The following is a 16,293-nucleotide window of genomic DNA, read 5'->3' as shown; positions in this document are numbered from 1 at the left end:
GTGACACATGGCTAAACAGACAAAAGAGTTAACAGGATTACAAAAAGTAGCCGTATTGTTAGTTGGCTTGGGGCCGGAAGTCTCTGTTGAAGCATTTAAACAACTAACTGAACAAGAAATAGATCGACTAACGATGGAAATTTCTAATGTTCGACAACTAAAAAAGGGTCAAACAGAACAGGTAATCAATGAGTTTTATGAAATGATTCTTGGTCAGGACTATATGAATGAAGGCGGCTTGGCTTATGCAAGAGAAGTCCTTGAAAAAGCCTTAGGAAAAGAAAAAGCGATGGATACAATCGGGCGTTTGTCGAACAAATTACAGGTAAAACCATTTGATTTTGCTAGAAAGTCTGATCCAAAGCAACTTTTAAATATTTTACAACATGAGCATCCACAGACCATTGCACTAGTACTCTCTTATTTAGATTCTAAGCAATCATCGCAAATTCTTTCTCAGCTACCTCCTGAAAAACAAGCAGAAGTGGTTCGAAGAATTGCGCAAATGGAAAGTACTTCTCCAGAGGTAATACACCAAGTCGAGCAAATTCTTAAGCGAAAGCTTTCAGCAACAGGGGCTCAAGACTACACAGCGACTGGTGGAGTAGAAGCAATTGTTAAGGTTTTGAGCAATGTGGATAGAGGAACGGAGAAAGCAATCCTTTCTCAATTGGAACTCGATACACCAGAGCTTGTAGCAGAAATCAAGAAACGAATGTTTGTATTTGAAGATATCGTGAATTTAGATACTCGTTCAATTCAGCGAGTTATTCGTGAAGTAATTGATGCAGATTTAATATACGCATTAAAAGTAGCAAGTGAAGATGTGAAAGATGTTATTTATCGCAATATGTCGACTAGAAGAGCTGAACTGATCAATGAGGAAATCGGATTGATGGGTCCTGTGAAATTAAAAGATGTAGAAAATGCACAAACAAATATCGTTACCTTGATTCGAAGTTTAGAAGAAAAAGGTGAAATTATTGTTGCCCGTGGCGAAGGGAATGAAATAATTGTCTAATGTTTTTCGTTTCAATCATATTCCATCAGTTGAAAAGAAAATTATTAAAACAAAAAAAATAGAAAACAAGAGATTGGATTCTATCGAACAAGAAATAGATCATGGACAAACGAAAGAACATTTGATGCTTGAGGTAGAAATATTAGAGGCTAAGTACAGTCAGTTGCAAAAGCAAATAAAGATAGATCAAGAAAATGCACAGATAGATATCGATAATTGGTGGCATGAGAAGCAAGAAGAAGCAAAGCAAGAAGCTCGAAGATTGGCAGAAGAAGCATCTGCACAGGGATTTCAAGCAGGAACTAATCAAGGTCTTCTTCAAGTGGAAGAGGAATTTCGTGAAAAGCGACAGGAAATGCATGATTTAATCCAAACAGCTTATGAAGAAAAAGCGAAAATTGTACAACAATCCGAATCATTCTTACTGTCTCTCAGCGTAAAAGTTGCTGAAAAAGTGATAAAAGAAGAATTAAAACAACATGATGAACAATTATTAAACGTCGTAAAGCATGCTTTAAAACAAATTGAAGAATCTGAAGACGTCGTGATGCATGTTTCACCGGAAGATTATCCAATAATATTACCTTTTTTAGAGGAAATTAAAACGTATGTCAGAGCAGAATCAGAGTTGAAACTGATTCCTGTTGCTAGTCTTGCAAAAGGTGGTTGTATGATACACACCGCGAGTGGATCTTATGATGTCACGATTGATAGTCAACTAAAAGAAATTAAAAAGCACTTACTCGCTTATTGTGAGGAGAAGACAAACGATGAACCTAAGGCAAGATGATTACCTTGCGCTATTAGAAGAAATTGAACCGATTAAAAAGCATGGAAAAGTGATTCAAGTCATTGGCTTGACTATCGAATCAAGAGGACCGTATGCAAAAATCGGAGAAATATGTCTCTTGTACCCTAACAATTATGAGAAGCCGATTGAAGCGGAAGTAGTGGGCTTTAAAGAAAATAAAATTTTACTAATGCCGCTAAGGGATGTTTCGCAAATTGGACCTGGATGCCTGGTTGTCGCAACTGGATTTCCTCTTCAAATAAAGGTTGGACCGTCTATCTTAGGGAAAATCCTTGATGGAACGGGGAGACCGTTAGATGAAAGCATTCTACCAAAAGGCTTAACAAAATACTCAACCAATAACACGCCTCCGAATCCATTACAACGACCAAGAATAGAAAAGCCATTAGAAGTAGGTGTACGAGCCATTGATGGGTTGTTGACAGTTGGACAAGGGCAAAGAATAGGTGTTTTTGCAGGTAGTGGTGTTGGCAAAAGCACATTAATGGGTATGATCGCCCGCAATACGGAAGCCGATATAAACGTAATCGCGCTAATTGGAGAGCGGGGCAGAGAAGTCCGTGATTTTATCGAACGTGATTTAGGCCCAGAAGGGCTGAAAAAATCTGTTGTAGTTGCAGCAACTTCTGACCAGACTCCATTGCAGCGTATTAAAGGAGCATTGACAGCAACAGCAATTGCAGAATATTTTCGTGACCAAGGAAAAAATGTCATGTTAATGATGGATTCCGTTACACGTTTTGCAATGGCACAGCGGGAAGTCGGACTTGCGGTTGGTGAACCTCCCACGAGTAAAGGATATACGCCAAGTGTTTTTGCCATGCTTCCGAAACTATTAGAACGCTCAGGAACGTCAAGTAAGGGTTCAATTACCGCTTTTTATACGGTATTAGTTGATGGCGATGATATGAATGAACCGATTGCTGACGCTGTTCGAGGAATTCTCGACGGACATATTGTGTTAGATCGTAAAATTGCTCAAAAAGGACAATTCCCAGCTATAAATATTATGTCAAGCGTTAGCCGAGTCATGCATGAAGTGGTGTCTGAAGAACACCAAAAGGCAGCTATAGAATTTAAAAGATTGTTAGCTGCGTATGATTCAGCGGAAGACCTGATAAACATTGGAGCCTATAAAAGTGGTGCAAACAAAGAGATAGATGATGCCATCCTTTCACATCCACTTATGAAAGAATATTTACAACAAGATATTTATGAAAAGACCAAACTGGAAGAGAGTATTCAACGTCTATCGGCGCAATTTGGAGGAACTTATTCGTGACACAATTTAACTTCCGATTTCAAAAAATATTAGATTTAAAAGAAATTGAAAAAGACTTTGCACAAATCCAAATGGCGGATGCCATCAAATTGGAAGAAGTAGGACACCGAAAAAAAGAAGCAATCTATAACAAAATAATGGATGCTGAACGTTTAAAAAAAGATAAGCAAGAAGATGGAGTTAATATCTCGGAATTAAGGATGCTAGAAACTTATATTCATCAACTTCAAGACTTACTGTTATCGTCTAATCGAGAGCTTCTGCATTTGCAAAACAATGTGACGAAAACACAAAGCGATTTACAAATGAAGGCTCAAGAAGAAAAAACCTGGGGTAATTTAAAACAACAAGAACTTACTATGTATGTAGAACGTAGCAAAGTGGCAGAACAGAATTTTTTTGATGAGCTGGCAAGCACGAGATTTTATCGAACATCCCAAGTTAGTTTAGCTGAAAGAGGGTGAATTCAATAGACGCATTGAATATGTCTTTCCAACCACCAGTGGTTCTAACAAGTAAGGCTTTCAATCAAAAAACTGATAGTACTTCAGCAAAAGAAGCCGTGAATTTTGCACAGTTGTTTGAATCCATAACTGTCGATGGCCAAATTGCAAGTGAAGAAGTAGTAACTGAAACTTCGCAAGAAGAACTGCTAGAAAAACTTGAAGATGTGTTGCAAATCATGCAAGATCTACCAAAAGAATCTATGTCTCCTGAACAACAAGAGATGATGTATGCAATCATACAGATGTTATCCAATCAAACGATACAAATAGAAGAACAGCTTCAAGTTAATGAGTCCAGCCTAGAAAAGGGTACGGCAAGTAATTCAGCTCAAGAAAAGCTTGTGAACTTAATTCAACAGGTTGAGCTAGAGCTTAAAGAGCTTATGTCAAATTCATCTATTATAAAATTCGAAGATGTTTCGGAAATTGTGGGGGTAGAAGAGAAAAATATTTTCGCGGACCCTAAAAAGCTTGATCAGGTGTTTAAACAATTAGTCGGTTTTATCCAGCAGCTTGCAGCAGAACAGCAAACTGCAGGGAAACAAACTTCGTTTCAGCAATTAGAACAATTAGATCAAGCTCTAAAGCAAATGAATAGTACTACTCAAGAACTAGCAAGTTACACACAACTAGTAGAAACAAGACAAAGTAATGTAATAAATGTAGATACCTCTCTACAAGTAACTGGGAGTACCGTTAACCAACAGACAAGTGATGGTGGACTGTCAGTAGAAACAATTCAAACCGAAGGGATTAGCCAAACATTAACTGGTGGTACAGCCCTTGATACAACAAAGTCAAGCCAGGCAGGGGGACGGACAGAAACGAATGTACCAGCTCCTACGGTCCGCATGACTAATCTTATTGAAGAGTTAGGCGGAGTACTTCGCAGTTCTTTTCGTTTAAATGGGAATGGGGAAGGTTCGCAAATAAAAGTGAACATCTTTCCTGAACATCTCGGACATTTAGATATTCGTATAACCGAATTAAATGGAAAGATTGCAGCTCAGATTTTTACTAGCAGCTTAGTAGCAAAAGAAGCGTTAGACCTTCAAGTAAATCAGTTGAGAAATTCACTGCTTCAGCAAGGGATAACGATTGAGAAAATTGAAATATCGCAACAGCATTCTTCCCAATCGTTTGGACAACAAAACGCACATCCCGACCAACGCTTTTCACAGCAGCAAAAGCAAGGAACCGCGGCACGGAATAAACACGGATATCAACAACTCGAAGAAGAAGTAGCAGTCATACGCAATCATGCGGTAAATGGAATGATGAAAGTAGATTATACAATCTAGTAAAAGAAAGGAGTATTTCCATGAATGTGAACAGCTACAACTCGGTCGGTAAGCAGGCGTTGGCTACAAATAAACAATCTGAGCCACAAAATGGACTTGGAAAAGATGCTTTTTTGCAAATTCTTGTCACACAAATGAAAAACCAAAACCCTTTAGAACCTTTAAAAGATACAGAATTCATTGGACAAATGACTCAGTTCAGTAGCTTGGAGCAGTTAACAAACTTAAATCAAACGATGAATCAGCTTGTGGGAATTCAAGGAATGCAATCATTTACAGAACATTCAAATCTAATCGGGAAAAAGGTGTTTTGGGAATATGAAGTGAACGGGAAACTTGAATCAGGAGAAGGTATTGTTAAAGCGTTGTCGTTTAGTAAAGGTGAGTTAATAGTGGAGCTTGAAAAGGATAATATAAAGGTTCCGATTTATGCTATAAACCGAATTGAAAAGCACTTAGAAACAAAAAACGAACAGGAAATTGTCTAATCCACAAAGGGGATAAGGCAATATTTGAAAGGGGAAAAACAAATGTTACGTTCAATGTATGCGGGTGTGTCGGGTATGAAAGGTTTTCAAACTAAATTAGATGTGATTGGGAACAATATTGCCAATGTAAATACGATTGGTTATAAGAAAAGCACAATTAATTTCCAAGATTTATTAAGTCAAAATTTATCAAGCAGCGGTGCTAATCCAATACAGGTTGGATTAGGGTCAACTACTTCTGCTATTAATGTAGTTCATACTCCAGGTTCATCTATGACAACAGGAGATGGTAAAGACCTTACCATTATCGGAGATGGGTTTTTCGTTGTACAAAATCCAGCCGCTAATGGAAGTCAGTATTTAACACGAGCTGGGAACTTTGTAGTCGAGGCAGACGGAGATTTAGTTACAACTCAAGGTTATAACGTTTTAAATAGTGCTGGTCAGAAAATTACGATTAATCCAGCTACTTATGATTCATTTACCATTGATCGGTTAGGTGAAGTCAAAGGCAAATTACCGAATGGAACAGAGCAATCGATTGGTTTTATAGGTATTTCTTCACCTCCAAATCCAACTGGGCTTCGTAAATTTGGAGGGTCTTTATATGAATTAACTACAAAATCAGGTGCAGGACCAATTGGACCTGCAGCTGACCAGAATACTGAAATTGGTGCTGGCATGCTTGAAATGTCGAATGTTGATCTTACTGAAGAATTCACAGAAATGATTATCGCTCAGCGTGGATTCCAAGCAAATTCTCGTACAATTACAACTTCTGATGAGATCTTACAGGAAGTTGTTAACTTGAAACGATAACATAGGAGGGTTGGGCTGAGAGAGGACATCCTCTCTCTCGCCACTTTTATTATGATTCAATTAACTAGACTAAATCAATCATCTATTACATTAAATGCCATTTATATAGAAAGAATAGAATCGATTCCAGATACAGTGGTGACGTTACTATCGGGTAAGAAGGTACATGTATTAGAAACGGTTGAAGAAGTTACCGATAAAGTGGCAACCTTCTACCAGAAAATAAACCTTTTCCATAGTTTACAAGAGCCAAACTGGACGGAATGAGGGGGGAACAGCCTTGGGAGAAGTCTTAACAGATGAAAATATTGATGCCATTCTTTCGTCTATAAAAAATGAAAAACCTAAACAGGCTAAACCTGGCAAAGAAAGAAATGTTCAAACTTACGACTTTAAAAAAGCATTACGCTTTTCACAAGACCAAGTTAGGACATTGACTAGAATCCATGAAAACTTTTCGCGATTACTGACCACCTACCTATCAACGCAGCTTCGAACGAATGTACAAATTTTTGTTACTTCTGTTGACCAATTTCCATATGAGGAATTTATCAATAATGTACAAGATAAATCCCTTTTAGGTGTATTTGATGCTCCTCCGCTTCAAGGAAGTATGGTCATGGAATTTTCTCCGGAAGTTGTGTATGTCATGGTAGATCGATTGCTTGGTGGGCAAGGAAATATAACGCAAAAAAGCAGTGACCTAACTGAAATTGAAATAAGTGTGATTCAGAGAATTTTTATTAGGACATTAAATAGTTTTCAAGAAGCTTGGTTGTCTGTATTGAAACTATCGCCAGAATTTAAAGAAATTGAAGTCAATCCTCAGTTTTTAACGATGTTTCCTCCAAATGAAACAGTAATTTTGGTTTCTTTACATACGAAAATTGGAGATGTCGAAGGCATAATTAACATCTGCTTGCCACACGTTGTATTAGAGCAAATTTTACCTAAGCTATCCGCGCGACATTGGTTAGCTAATCAGAAGAAAACAATTGAAAATCATGAAGCGGAAGCATTAGAAAAGAAATTACAAGCCACTAGACTGAATGTCAAAGCTATTTTAGGAAGATCAACGATAGAAGTGGGCGATTTTTTAACGCTTAAAAGTGGAGATGTCATTCGCTTGAATGAGTCCTATACCGATCCCGTAATCGTATTGGTTGATGAAAAGCAGAAGTTTTTTGCACAACCTGGGGTCTCGAAAGGCCGGATGGCTATACAAATTACCGGTATTCATGGAGAAGGAGATGAATTCGATGACAACTAATAAGTTAACTCCCGATGAGATTAATGGTTTATTAGGTCAAAAAGAAACGACTGACAAGATGATTTCCGAAAGTTTACTGTCTAAAGTGGAAATGGAAGCTTTAACAGAGTTACTAAATGTTTCAATGGGTGGTTCATCTACTGTACTTTCCTCACTATTTTCTGAACCAACCACTGTAATGTCTGCAGAACTGTCAATAAAACAAAATGACCATTTATTAACGAATACACAGTCACCTTTTATTGTGATACTAGGGGAGTATACCGGTGGCTTTAATGGCATTCAGATTGTCTCCATATCTGTAGAAGATGTCCAAGCCATAAGTGAAATGATGGATCCGGGTAGTGAAGCAGAGAATATGCGAAAACAGTTCCAGATTGTAGAAGAAGTTGTTGAAAAAATGTTTACTTCTGTCTCTCAATCAATGGCTACTGTATTAGAACAAGAGATTTCTCACTCCTTATCTAGTATGGATTTGATTGAAACTCAACAAGACTTCCCGGTATCTAAACTCACGCAAGAGAGATGGTTTATTCAGGCTGATTTCCAAATAAAAATTGGCAGTCAAAAAAGTTTAAGCCTCCAACTTAACCTTCCTGTTCGCTTGGCTAAACAAATGGTAGGGATATTAACAGATTCATTGGACGAGGATTATCCAGAGGAGACACAAGAGATGCAATTTCAATCTACTAATCAATCAACTACAACAAAAACAATAGATTCAGAAGCAACACCTAATATCCAATCTGTCCAATTTTCAAGTTTTGATGAATCTAGCTCATCTCAATCCGAACCAAACAATTTAAACATGTTACTCGACATTCCGCTTCAAGTAACTGTTGAATTGGGAAGAACGAAAAGAATGGTTAAAGAAATTTTGGGGGTTTCTCAAGGTTCGATTATTGAACTTGATAAATTAGCAGGTGAACCTGTCGATATTTTAATTAACAATAAGTTAATTGCAGTAGGTGAAGTTGTTGTAATTGACGAAAATTTCGGTGTACGTGTAACAGATATTTTAAGTACAGCAGATCGTATATCAAAGCTACGATAATGCACTAAGTAAGGAGTTACCAAGCTTGATTCAAAAATATGTTATTGCGATAATTTTAGTTTTTTCTTTTCTAGTAGTTTCCATCCCAAATCCTGTTGATGCAAAAGAACCTATGGCCTCCGACTGGGTTAAAAAAAAGCAAACTGATGATCAGTCAGAACCTGAAGAAACAGAAGATAGTACTGTATCAAATACTTCTGAAGACAAGAGTCTCGTGGTAATCATCATAAAACTTATTTTCTATACGCTCTTAATTCTTGTGATGATTTACGCATTGATTAAATTTTTGGCGTTAAGACAAAAGAAACTACAGCCAAACCAAGCCGTTAAATTAATGGGGGGCACTCCGCTAGGCAATAATAAATCACTGCAGCTTGTTAAAGTTGGCAAAAAGGTTTATTTAATTGGTGTCGGAGATCAAGTCACATTGATTAAGGAATTTTCCGAGTCGGATGAAATTAACAACATTGAATCAGATCTAGAGAAACAATCTACACTTTTCACTAGCCCTCTAGCTAATATCTCTACCTCAATTGCCTCGATCGTTAATTTTTCGAGAGAAAAGATGAGCAAAAGAATGGGATCTAAACCTAATCTTAGTTTTGATCACTTATTCAAGCAAAGCCTAACTAAACAAAAAGGTAAGCAAGATCAACTTAAGCAGGACTTAAATGAAGTAGATGAAGATAAGGAAGGTAACTCAAAATGACCGACTTCCTATTTCTTGTGAGTATTCCTGGTATCGATTTTGGTTCCGATGCACCGGGGGACGTTTCAGTTACCCTACAACTTCTAGCCTTACTGACCATTTTATCTCTTGCTCCGGGGATCTTAATTATGCTTACCAGCTTTACTCGGATAATTATTGTTTTGTCATTTGTGCGGACAGGATTAGGAACACAGTCCATGCCTCCAAATCAAGTGCTTGTTGGGTTAGCCCTATTTTTAACGTTTTTTATCATGTCACCCATTATGGTGGAAATTAATGAAACGGCCTTACAGCCATACTTAGCAGGTGATTCAACTCAAGACGAGGCGCTCGATACAGCGGTTATTCCAATTAAGGAATTTATGGCAGAGCACACACGAGAGAAAGATTTAGCCTTGTTTTTTAAATATGCTGGGTTGAAAAAACCAGACAGTATTGAAGATATTCCGCTGACTTCACTCATTCCGGCATTTGCTATTAGTGAGTTGAAAACTGCATTTCAAATTGGTTTTGTTATCTTTATCCCATTTTTGATTATTGATATGGTGGTCGCCAGTACGCTTATGGCTATGGGTATGATGATGCTTCCGCCAGTAATGATTTCTTTACCATTTAAAATATTATTATTTGTACTTGTTGACGGCTGGTATTTGATTATCGAATCGCTGCTTGTTAGCTATTAGTGAAGGGAAGAAAACGATGACTCCAGACGTGGTAATTAAACTAGCGGAACAATCAATTTACATGATCATCATCATATCTGCACCAATGCTACTTATTGCATTAGCCGTCGGATTAATTGTGAGTATTTTCCAAGCAATGACACAAATTCAGGAACAAACCCTTGCGTTTATTCCGAAAATATTAGCCGTGTTTTTGTCTCTTGTATTATTCGGACCCTGGATGTTGACGCTGTTATTGGATTTTACAAGAGATTTATTCCAACAGCTCCCACAGCTAATCGGATAGTAGGCATATTATGAATTCGATCATTGAGATGTATCCGTATCTTTTACTTATATTTGTTCGCTTAACTAGCTTTTTTATCATTGCTCCTTTATTTGCGATGAAGGGTGTTCCCAATCAATTTAAGGTAGGACTTGCTTTCTTTATAGCGTTGGTTGCCTTATCGAATCTACCAGATGGGGAGCCGCTTCCGTTAGATTCCTTTTATATACTGTTGATCATTAAAGAACTCGGCGTAGGTCTAGCTTTAGGGTTTACAGCCGCATTACTCTTGTACACGGTTCAAATAGCTGGCGCGTTTATCGATTTCCAAATGGGTTTTTCGATTGCCAGTGTCATGGATCCACAAACTGGAACCCAGGTTCCAATCATTGGTCATTTTAAATATATTTTAGCCCTGCTTTTTTTACTGACAGTTAATGGGCATCATTTAATGCTCGATGGTGTCATGCAAAGCTTTCAATCGTTTCCAGTAGAATCAATTGCATTCTCGGCGAAAATGGAAGACGTTGCACATTTCTTCACGAAGTTATTTGTAGAAATGTTTATGATTGCTTTACAAATCGCTTTACCGATTGTGGGTGCGCTATTTCTCGTCGATGTCGCACTTGGGATTTTAGCTAAAACCGTGCCACAATTAAATATTTTTGCTGTCGGGCTCCCTTTAAAGATTATTGTAGGATTCATCATGTTGTTTCTATCCATGCCAATTTTCTTTTACATTTTGCAAATCCTGTTTGAAAAGATACTGATTAGCATGTCTCAGTTGATCCGATTATTAGGAGGGGCATAGATGGAGAAGAGATATCTTCTAGTTCTAGATTTACAATTCTTTTCTGGGGAAAAGACAGAAAAAGCAACACCTCAGAAAAGGCAAGAGTCCAAACGAAAAGGGCAAGTAGCTAAAAGTCCTGAAGTTCCTGCAGCTCTGATTATGCTTGGTGGGATTATGTTACTTAATTTTTGGGGAGGATGGATGCTTGACCAGCTTCTGGCAATCTATCGGATTAATTTTAGTCAGTATATTGCTTGGGAATGGTCTCCAATTAATATCCGCAATTTATTTGAACAAATGACATTTAATGCGATTAAGATAGTTGCTCCTATCATGGCCATTGCGATGGTATCCGGCTTTCTAGGGAATTACATTCAAGTGGGTTCCTTATTTACAACGGATCCATTAAAAATGAAATTAGAACGATTAGATCCAATTCAAGGTGCGAAGAAAATATTTTCTATGCGTGCTTTAGTAGAACTTGTAAAGTCATTACTTAAAATTGCCATTATTGGCTTTGCCGCTTTTAGTGTTTTGTGGTCAGAAAAAGAAGAGCTATTTTTACTTTCACAAAAGAGTATTGGTTATTCTTTATCGTTTATTGGATCACTAACTCTCAAAATGGCCACCGTTTCTGCCATCATTTTATTGTGTTTAGCTATTTTAGATTATATGTATCAAAAGTATGAATTTGAAAAAGGCATCCGAATGTCGAAGCAAGATATTAAAGATGAATATAAGAAAGCAGAAGGGGATCCTCTGATTAAATCAAAAATTAAAGAACGGCAAAGACAAATGAGTATGAACCGAATGATTCAAGATTTGCCGACTGCAGATGTTCTTATCACGAACCCAACACACTATGCAATTGCGATTAAATATGATGCCGAAACAATGGCAGCCCCTATGGTTATTGCGATGGGAAAAGACCATATTGCATTGAAAATTAAAGAAAAAGCAAAAGAACTTGAAATTGTGATTATGGAAAATAAACCACTTGCCCGTGCTTTATATCATCAAGTTGAAATAGGAGACTATGTTCCTGAAGAATTATTCTTAGCGGTAGCAGAGGTTTTAGCATATATCTATCGATTAAAAGGAAAGATTAAATGAAAAATATAATAAAGGAGGAGGAAACAACTTGAAAATCAGAGATTATGTCGTCTTAGTATCAGTTATTATGATTGTCGTAATGATGGTTATTCCTCTTCCACCACTCTTGTTAGATATATTAATTATGATAAATATTAGTCTTTCCTTAACTATTATTCTGGTTGCCATGAATACCAAGGAAGCACTGCAATTCTCAATTTTCCCTACGTTGTTGTTACTAACTACATTGTTTCGATTAGGATTAAATGTATCTACTACTCGATCGATTTTAACCAATCAAACGGGTGGAGAGGTTGTTGAAACTTTTGGTTCATTTGTTGTTGGAGGAAGCCCGATAATTGGTATTTTGATTTTCCTGATACTCGTAATTATCCAGTTCTTAGTAATTACCAAAGGATCTGAACGTGTTGCAGAAGTTGCGGCTCGTTTTACACTAGACTCGATGCCGGGTAAACAAATGAGTATCGACGCTGATCTAGGTGCTGGGATGATTTCCGATCAAGAAGCAAGAAAACGCAGAGAAAAGGTTAACCAAGAGGCGGACTTCTACGGGGCCATGGATGGTGCAAGTAAGTTCGTTAAAGGGGATGCGATTGCTGGGATAATCATTGTTCTCATTAATATTATCGGCGGTCTATTAATTGGTGTCATCGTTCATAAATTGCCAATTGGAGAAGCGGCACAACTATTTACACTGTTGTCAATCGGTGATGGTTTAGTTAGTCAGATTCCGGCATTGTTGATTTCAACTGCAGCAGGAATCGTGGTCACTCGGGCTGCTTCTGAAGGGAACTTAGGTTCAGATATTGCGAAACAACTCTTCGCATACCCTAAAATGCTCTATGTGGTGGCTGGGACATTATCATTATTTGCTCTGTTCACACCGATAAATCCTCTATTAGTATTGCCTGTTGCCGCTCTTGTGGCTTTTGGTGGCTATAAAATGCAGCGGAATTTAACAGCAGAGGAAAATAAAGAGAAGGTAGCTAGTAATGAAGACCAAGAGCGTGAAGAATTAAAAAGCCCCGAAAGTGTCATTGATCTTTTGCATGTTGATGCGATTGAATTTGAATTCGGTTACGGCTTAATTCCGATTGCCGATAAGAACCAAGGCGGGGACTTATTAGATCGCGTCATTATGATTCGAAGACAATGCGCTATCGAATTAGGAATCGTTGTTCCGGTCATACGAATACGCGATAATATTCAACTACAACCAAACGAATATGTCATTAAAATTAAAGGGAATCGAGTAGCGTCCGGTAAAATTATGCTCGATCATTATTTAGCAATGAGCCCAGGAATAGACGACGAAAGCATTGAAGGTATTCCGACTATTGAACCTGCATTTGGTATGCCGGCTCTATGGGTGAATGAAGAAATGAAGGAAGAAGCAGAGTTAGCAGGTTATGCAATTGTCGACCCCCCTTCTGTAGTCTCCACACATCTTACCGAAGTGATTAAGCGCCATGCACATGAATTAATTGGCAGACAAGAGGTTAAATCACTCGTTGAAAATGTACGTGAAACCTCACCGGCAGTTATAGAAGAATTAATTCCACAGATGATGGCAATTGGCGAAATACAAAAAGTCTTAATGAAACTTCTAAAAGAAAAAGTATCGATACGAAATTTACTTGTGATTTTAGAAACATTAGCAGATTATTCATCACAAACGAAGGATCCGGATGTACTGACTGAATACGTGAGACAAGCTCTTTCTAGACAAATTACCTTGCAGTACACGATTCAACATGAACCTTTACAGGTTATTACGGCAGGTGCAAGTCTCGAGAAGAAATTCGCAGAGTCTGTCCATCGATCGGAACAAGGTAGTTATTTATCGATTGACCCAGAAACATCACAAACTATCTTTCAAAAGATTCAAGAACAAGCATCACAACTGCAACAATCTGGTGTTCAACCGATTCTTTTAACTTCGCCTGCTATACGCATGTATATGAGGCAGTTTATTGAACGGTTTGCCCCAGATCTTCCAGTACTCTCATATAACGAACTAGAACCAGAGGTAGAAATTCAAAGCGTTGGGGTAATCAATATCTCAGCAGGGGCAGCTAAAATCCCAGTCGGGGCGGTTAATATCTAATGAGGCTAAAAACTTATACTGTAAATAATATGACGCAAGCAATACCAATGATTAAAAGAGACTTAGGCGAAGACGCTCTTATTTTGAATACAAAGAAAGTCAAAACTGGTGGTTTTTTAGGGTTTTTTAAACAAGAAAAACTTGAGGTAATAGCTGCCGTTGAAACAAAACCAAGTGAAAAAAAGAGAAGCAATGAAAACATCAATCCTGAATCCGAATTTTTACAAAAGGAAGAGGTTTCAGTTTTAATGGAATCCGAAAATCCATCTGTTAAAAAGGATGAAAATCTCGATGGGCTTATGAGTGAATTGAAAAGCTTGAAGCAATTCATGTTCCAAGCGATTGATGAGAATCGAATGCCTGATGCATTAAAATCGTTGAATAAAAAGTTAATTGCACAAGGAATCACTGAAGAAGTTCAATCTGAGTTACTGGGAAAGCTGATGCTAGTTTTAGATCAGCATCCCAATTACACGGAAGACAAAATACATGCTTTGGCTCGTAAAGAAATCATCAAGTTAATCAATACCCATAAAAAAAGGCTGAGCAGAAAAAAGGTAGACATCATTTGTTTTATTGGTCCAACAGGAGTTGGAAAGACCACAACAATCGCTAAAATAGCTGCGCACTATTTATTGAGTGAAGAGAAAAAAGTGGGACTCATCACATCAGATACCTACCGAATAGCGGCAGTGGAGCAATTGAAAATCTATGCAGGGATTTTGAATATACCGATCCGAGTCGTGGAATCTTCAGCTGACCTGACTGTAGCAATGGATGACCTCAGCAACTGCGATATCATTTTGATGGACACGGCAGGTAGGAATTATCAACAAAAACAGTACATTGATGATCTAAAGCAGATGTTGCCTGAGGACAAGAAAATCCAAATTAATTTAGTGTTGAGTCTTACCTCAAAGTACGAGGATATGAAGAAAATCATCGATAATTTCCAAACGATCGTAATGGACCAGCTGATTTTGACAAAAAAAGATGAAACAAGTTCATCAGGTGCCATCCTGAATTTGATTTATCATTATTCAACCCCTATACGTTATATTGCCAATGGCCAAAATGTTCCAGATGATATTCTTACGGTAACCCCGGAGATGATAGCGAACTTCGTATTAGGAGAAGATGAAAATGATTGATCAAGCAAAACAATTAAGAGATAAAGTTCTGCAAAAGAAAACTAAAAAAGAGCGAAGACAAACCCGAATTATTGCTGTCACAAGTGGTAAAGGTGGAGTTGGAAAATCAAACTTCGCAATAAATTTCGCGTTAAGCCTAGTTCAACAAAACAAAAAAGTGTTAATCTTTGACGTTGACTTAGGATTTGCCAATGTGGATGTGTTATTAGGGAGATCTAACAAAGAGTCCATTGCCTCGATGATAGAAAAGGATTTATCTATTTGGGAGATTATCGAAGAAGGGCCAAATGGGTTGTTATTTATATCTGGCGGTACAGGATTTAATGATATGTTTCGGTTAGATGAAACGAAAATGAACAAATTTTTTACAGAGTTAAGTACGATTCAAGGAACTGTGGATTACATTATCTTGGACACAGGTGCAGGGTTATCTTATGAAAATTTACGATTTATACTAGCAGCTGATGACGTCATTTTAGTGACAACTCCAGAGCCTACTTCAATCACAGATGCTTATTCTATTGTGAAAATGGTTCATGCAAAAGATCAAAACGTACATATGAAATTGATTATTAACCAATGCACCAGTGAAAAAGAAGGAAAACAAACAGCGGATAATTTTAAAAAAGTGACTGAGCAGTTTTTAAATAAACAGATTGGGACATTAGGCTTTATTCCAAGCGACGTAAATGTGCCCAATGCAGTAAAAAAACAAGTCCCGTTTTTACTGGCATTTCCAAACTGCCATGCTTCACAGGCTATGCAAAATGTGACGAGTGAATTTCTACAATTACCTGTTGCTTATAAGCTTGGAATCAAAGGGTTTTTATTGAAAATGCTTTTTAAAAATTAGGCTATGTTAAAGAATGCCGTTGATATTGAAGAACAAACGAAAGCGCAAATGTACGAAAAACAACAGT

18 protein-coding genes are annotated in these 16,293 nt (G+C 37.5%); all 18 read left to right on the top strand.

What is annotated here, in order from left to right; genetic code table 11:
• The first annotated feature begins 7 nt into the window (after positions 1-7).
• Genes fliG through AC1DOS_RS00570 form a run of 18 tightly spaced genes read left to right on the top strand, consistent with a single transcriptional unit; the run spans position 8 to position 16,226 of the window.
• Positions 8-1,021 carry a flagellar motor switch protein FliG gene (fliG, locus tag AC1DOS_RS00655; RefSeq protein WP_477536007.1) on the top strand — a complete coding sequence of 338 codons (1,014 nt, stop codon included), beginning with the start codon at positions 8-10 and terminating at the stop codon, positions 1,019-1,021.
• Positions 1,014-1,811 carry a FliH/SctL family protein gene (locus tag AC1DOS_RS00650; RefSeq protein WP_477536006.1) on the top strand — a complete coding sequence of 266 codons (798 nt, stop codon included), beginning with the start codon at positions 1,014-1,016 and terminating at the stop codon, positions 1,809-1,811. The genes fliG and AC1DOS_RS00650 overlap by 8 nt, the downstream gene beginning before the upstream one ends.
• Positions 1,792-3,114, top strand: a complete 1,323-nt coding sequence (fliI, locus tag AC1DOS_RS00645; protein WP_477536005.1) for a flagellar protein export ATPase FliI — start codon at positions 1,792-1,794, stop codon at positions 3,112-3,114. The genes AC1DOS_RS00650 and fliI overlap by 20 nt, the downstream gene beginning before the upstream one ends.
• Complete coding sequence (fliJ, locus tag AC1DOS_RS00640; protein ID WP_477536004.1) at positions 3,111-3,578, top strand: flagellar export protein FliJ; 468 nt, start codon at positions 3,111-3,113, stop codon at positions 3,576-3,578. The genes fliI and fliJ overlap by 4 nt, the downstream gene beginning before the upstream one ends.
• Positions 3,575-4,921, top strand: a complete 1,347-nt coding sequence (locus AC1DOS_RS00635) for a flagellar hook-length control protein FliK (protein ID WP_477536003.1) — start codon at positions 3,575-3,577, stop codon at positions 4,919-4,921. The genes fliJ and AC1DOS_RS00635 overlap by 4 nt, the downstream gene beginning before the upstream one ends.
• A 20-nt stretch (positions 4,922-4,941) precedes the next feature.
• Positions 4,942-5,409, top strand: a complete 468-nt coding sequence (locus AC1DOS_RS00630) for a flagellar hook capping FlgD N-terminal domain-containing protein (protein ID WP_477536002.1) — start codon at positions 4,942-4,944, stop codon at positions 5,407-5,409.
• Between the two features lie 42 nt (positions 5,410-5,451).
• Complete coding sequence (locus AC1DOS_RS00625) at positions 5,452-6,228, top strand: flagellar hook-basal body complex protein (protein ID WP_108585662.1); 777 nt, start codon at positions 5,452-5,454, stop codon at positions 6,226-6,228.
• A gap of 51 nt (positions 6,229-6,279) precedes the next feature.
• A complete protein-coding gene (locus tag AC1DOS_RS00620; protein WP_477536001.1) occupies positions 6,280-6,495 on the top strand; it encodes a flagellar FlbD family protein in 216 nt (71 codons plus the stop codon).
• 13 nt (positions 6,496-6,508) lie between these two features.
• Positions 6,509-7,498, top strand: a complete 990-nt coding sequence (gene fliM, locus AC1DOS_RS00615) for a flagellar motor switch protein FliM (protein ID WP_108585660.1) — start codon at positions 6,509-6,511, stop codon at positions 7,496-7,498.
• The gene (gene fliY / locus AC1DOS_RS00610) at positions 7,488-8,552 is read left to right on the top strand and encodes a flagellar motor switch phosphatase FliY (RefSeq protein ID WP_477536000.1); all 1,065 of its coding nucleotides are present in this window, start codon (positions 7,488-7,490) and stop codon (positions 8,550-8,552) included. Before fliM ends, fliY begins: the two co-directional genes overlap by 11 nt.
• A gap of 25 nt (positions 8,553-8,577) precedes the next feature.
• A complete protein-coding gene (locus tag AC1DOS_RS00605; RefSeq protein WP_477535999.1) occupies positions 8,578-9,261 on the top strand; it encodes a flagellar biosynthetic protein FliO in 684 nt (227 codons plus the stop codon).
• Positions 9,258-9,944, top strand: coding sequence for a flagellar type III secretion system pore protein FliP (fliP, locus tag AC1DOS_RS00600; RefSeq protein WP_108585657.1), 687 nt, complete (start codon positions 9,258-9,260; stop codon positions 9,942-9,944). Before AC1DOS_RS00605 ends, fliP begins: the two co-directional genes overlap by 4 nt.
• 16 nt (positions 9,945-9,960) lie before the next feature.
• On the top strand, positions 9,961-10,230 hold the full coding sequence (gene fliQ / locus AC1DOS_RS00595; protein WP_108585656.1) for a flagellar biosynthesis protein FliQ: 270 nt from the start codon (positions 9,961-9,963) through the stop codon (positions 10,228-10,230).
• Between the two features lie 10 nt (positions 10,231-10,240).
• Positions 10,241-11,020: a flagellar biosynthetic protein FliR gene (gene fliR / locus AC1DOS_RS00590; RefSeq protein WP_108585655.1), complete on the top strand. Its 780-nt coding sequence runs from the start codon at positions 10,241-10,243 to the stop codon at positions 11,018-11,020.
• Positions 11,021-12,115, top strand: a complete 1,095-nt coding sequence (flhB, locus tag AC1DOS_RS00585) for a flagellar biosynthesis protein FlhB (RefSeq protein ID WP_477535998.1) — start codon at positions 11,021-11,023, stop codon at positions 12,113-12,115.
• A gap of 28 nt (positions 12,116-12,143) precedes the next feature.
• Positions 12,144-14,222 (top strand): flagellar biosynthesis protein FlhA, encoded by a 2,079-nt coding sequence (flhA, locus tag AC1DOS_RS00580; protein ID WP_477535997.1) that lies wholly within the window; start codon positions 12,144-12,146, stop codon positions 14,220-14,222.
• Positions 14,222-15,373, top strand: coding sequence for a flagellar biosynthesis GTPase FlhF (flhF, locus tag AC1DOS_RS00575; RefSeq protein WP_108585652.1), 1,152 nt, complete (start codon positions 14,222-14,224; stop codon positions 15,371-15,373). The genes flhA and flhF overlap by 1 nt, the downstream gene beginning before the upstream one ends.
• The gene (locus AC1DOS_RS00570; protein WP_108585651.1) at positions 15,366-16,226 is read left to right on the top strand and encodes a MinD/ParA family protein; all 861 of its coding nucleotides are present in this window, start codon (positions 15,366-15,368) and stop codon (positions 16,224-16,226) included. Before flhF ends, AC1DOS_RS00570 begins: the two co-directional genes overlap by 8 nt.
• Positions 16,227-16,293 lie beyond the last annotated feature (67 nt).

It is taken from the genome of Paenisporosarcina sp. P5_A11 (genome assembly GCF_056400705.1).
This window is presented reverse-complemented; position numbering and strand designations above follow the sequence as displayed.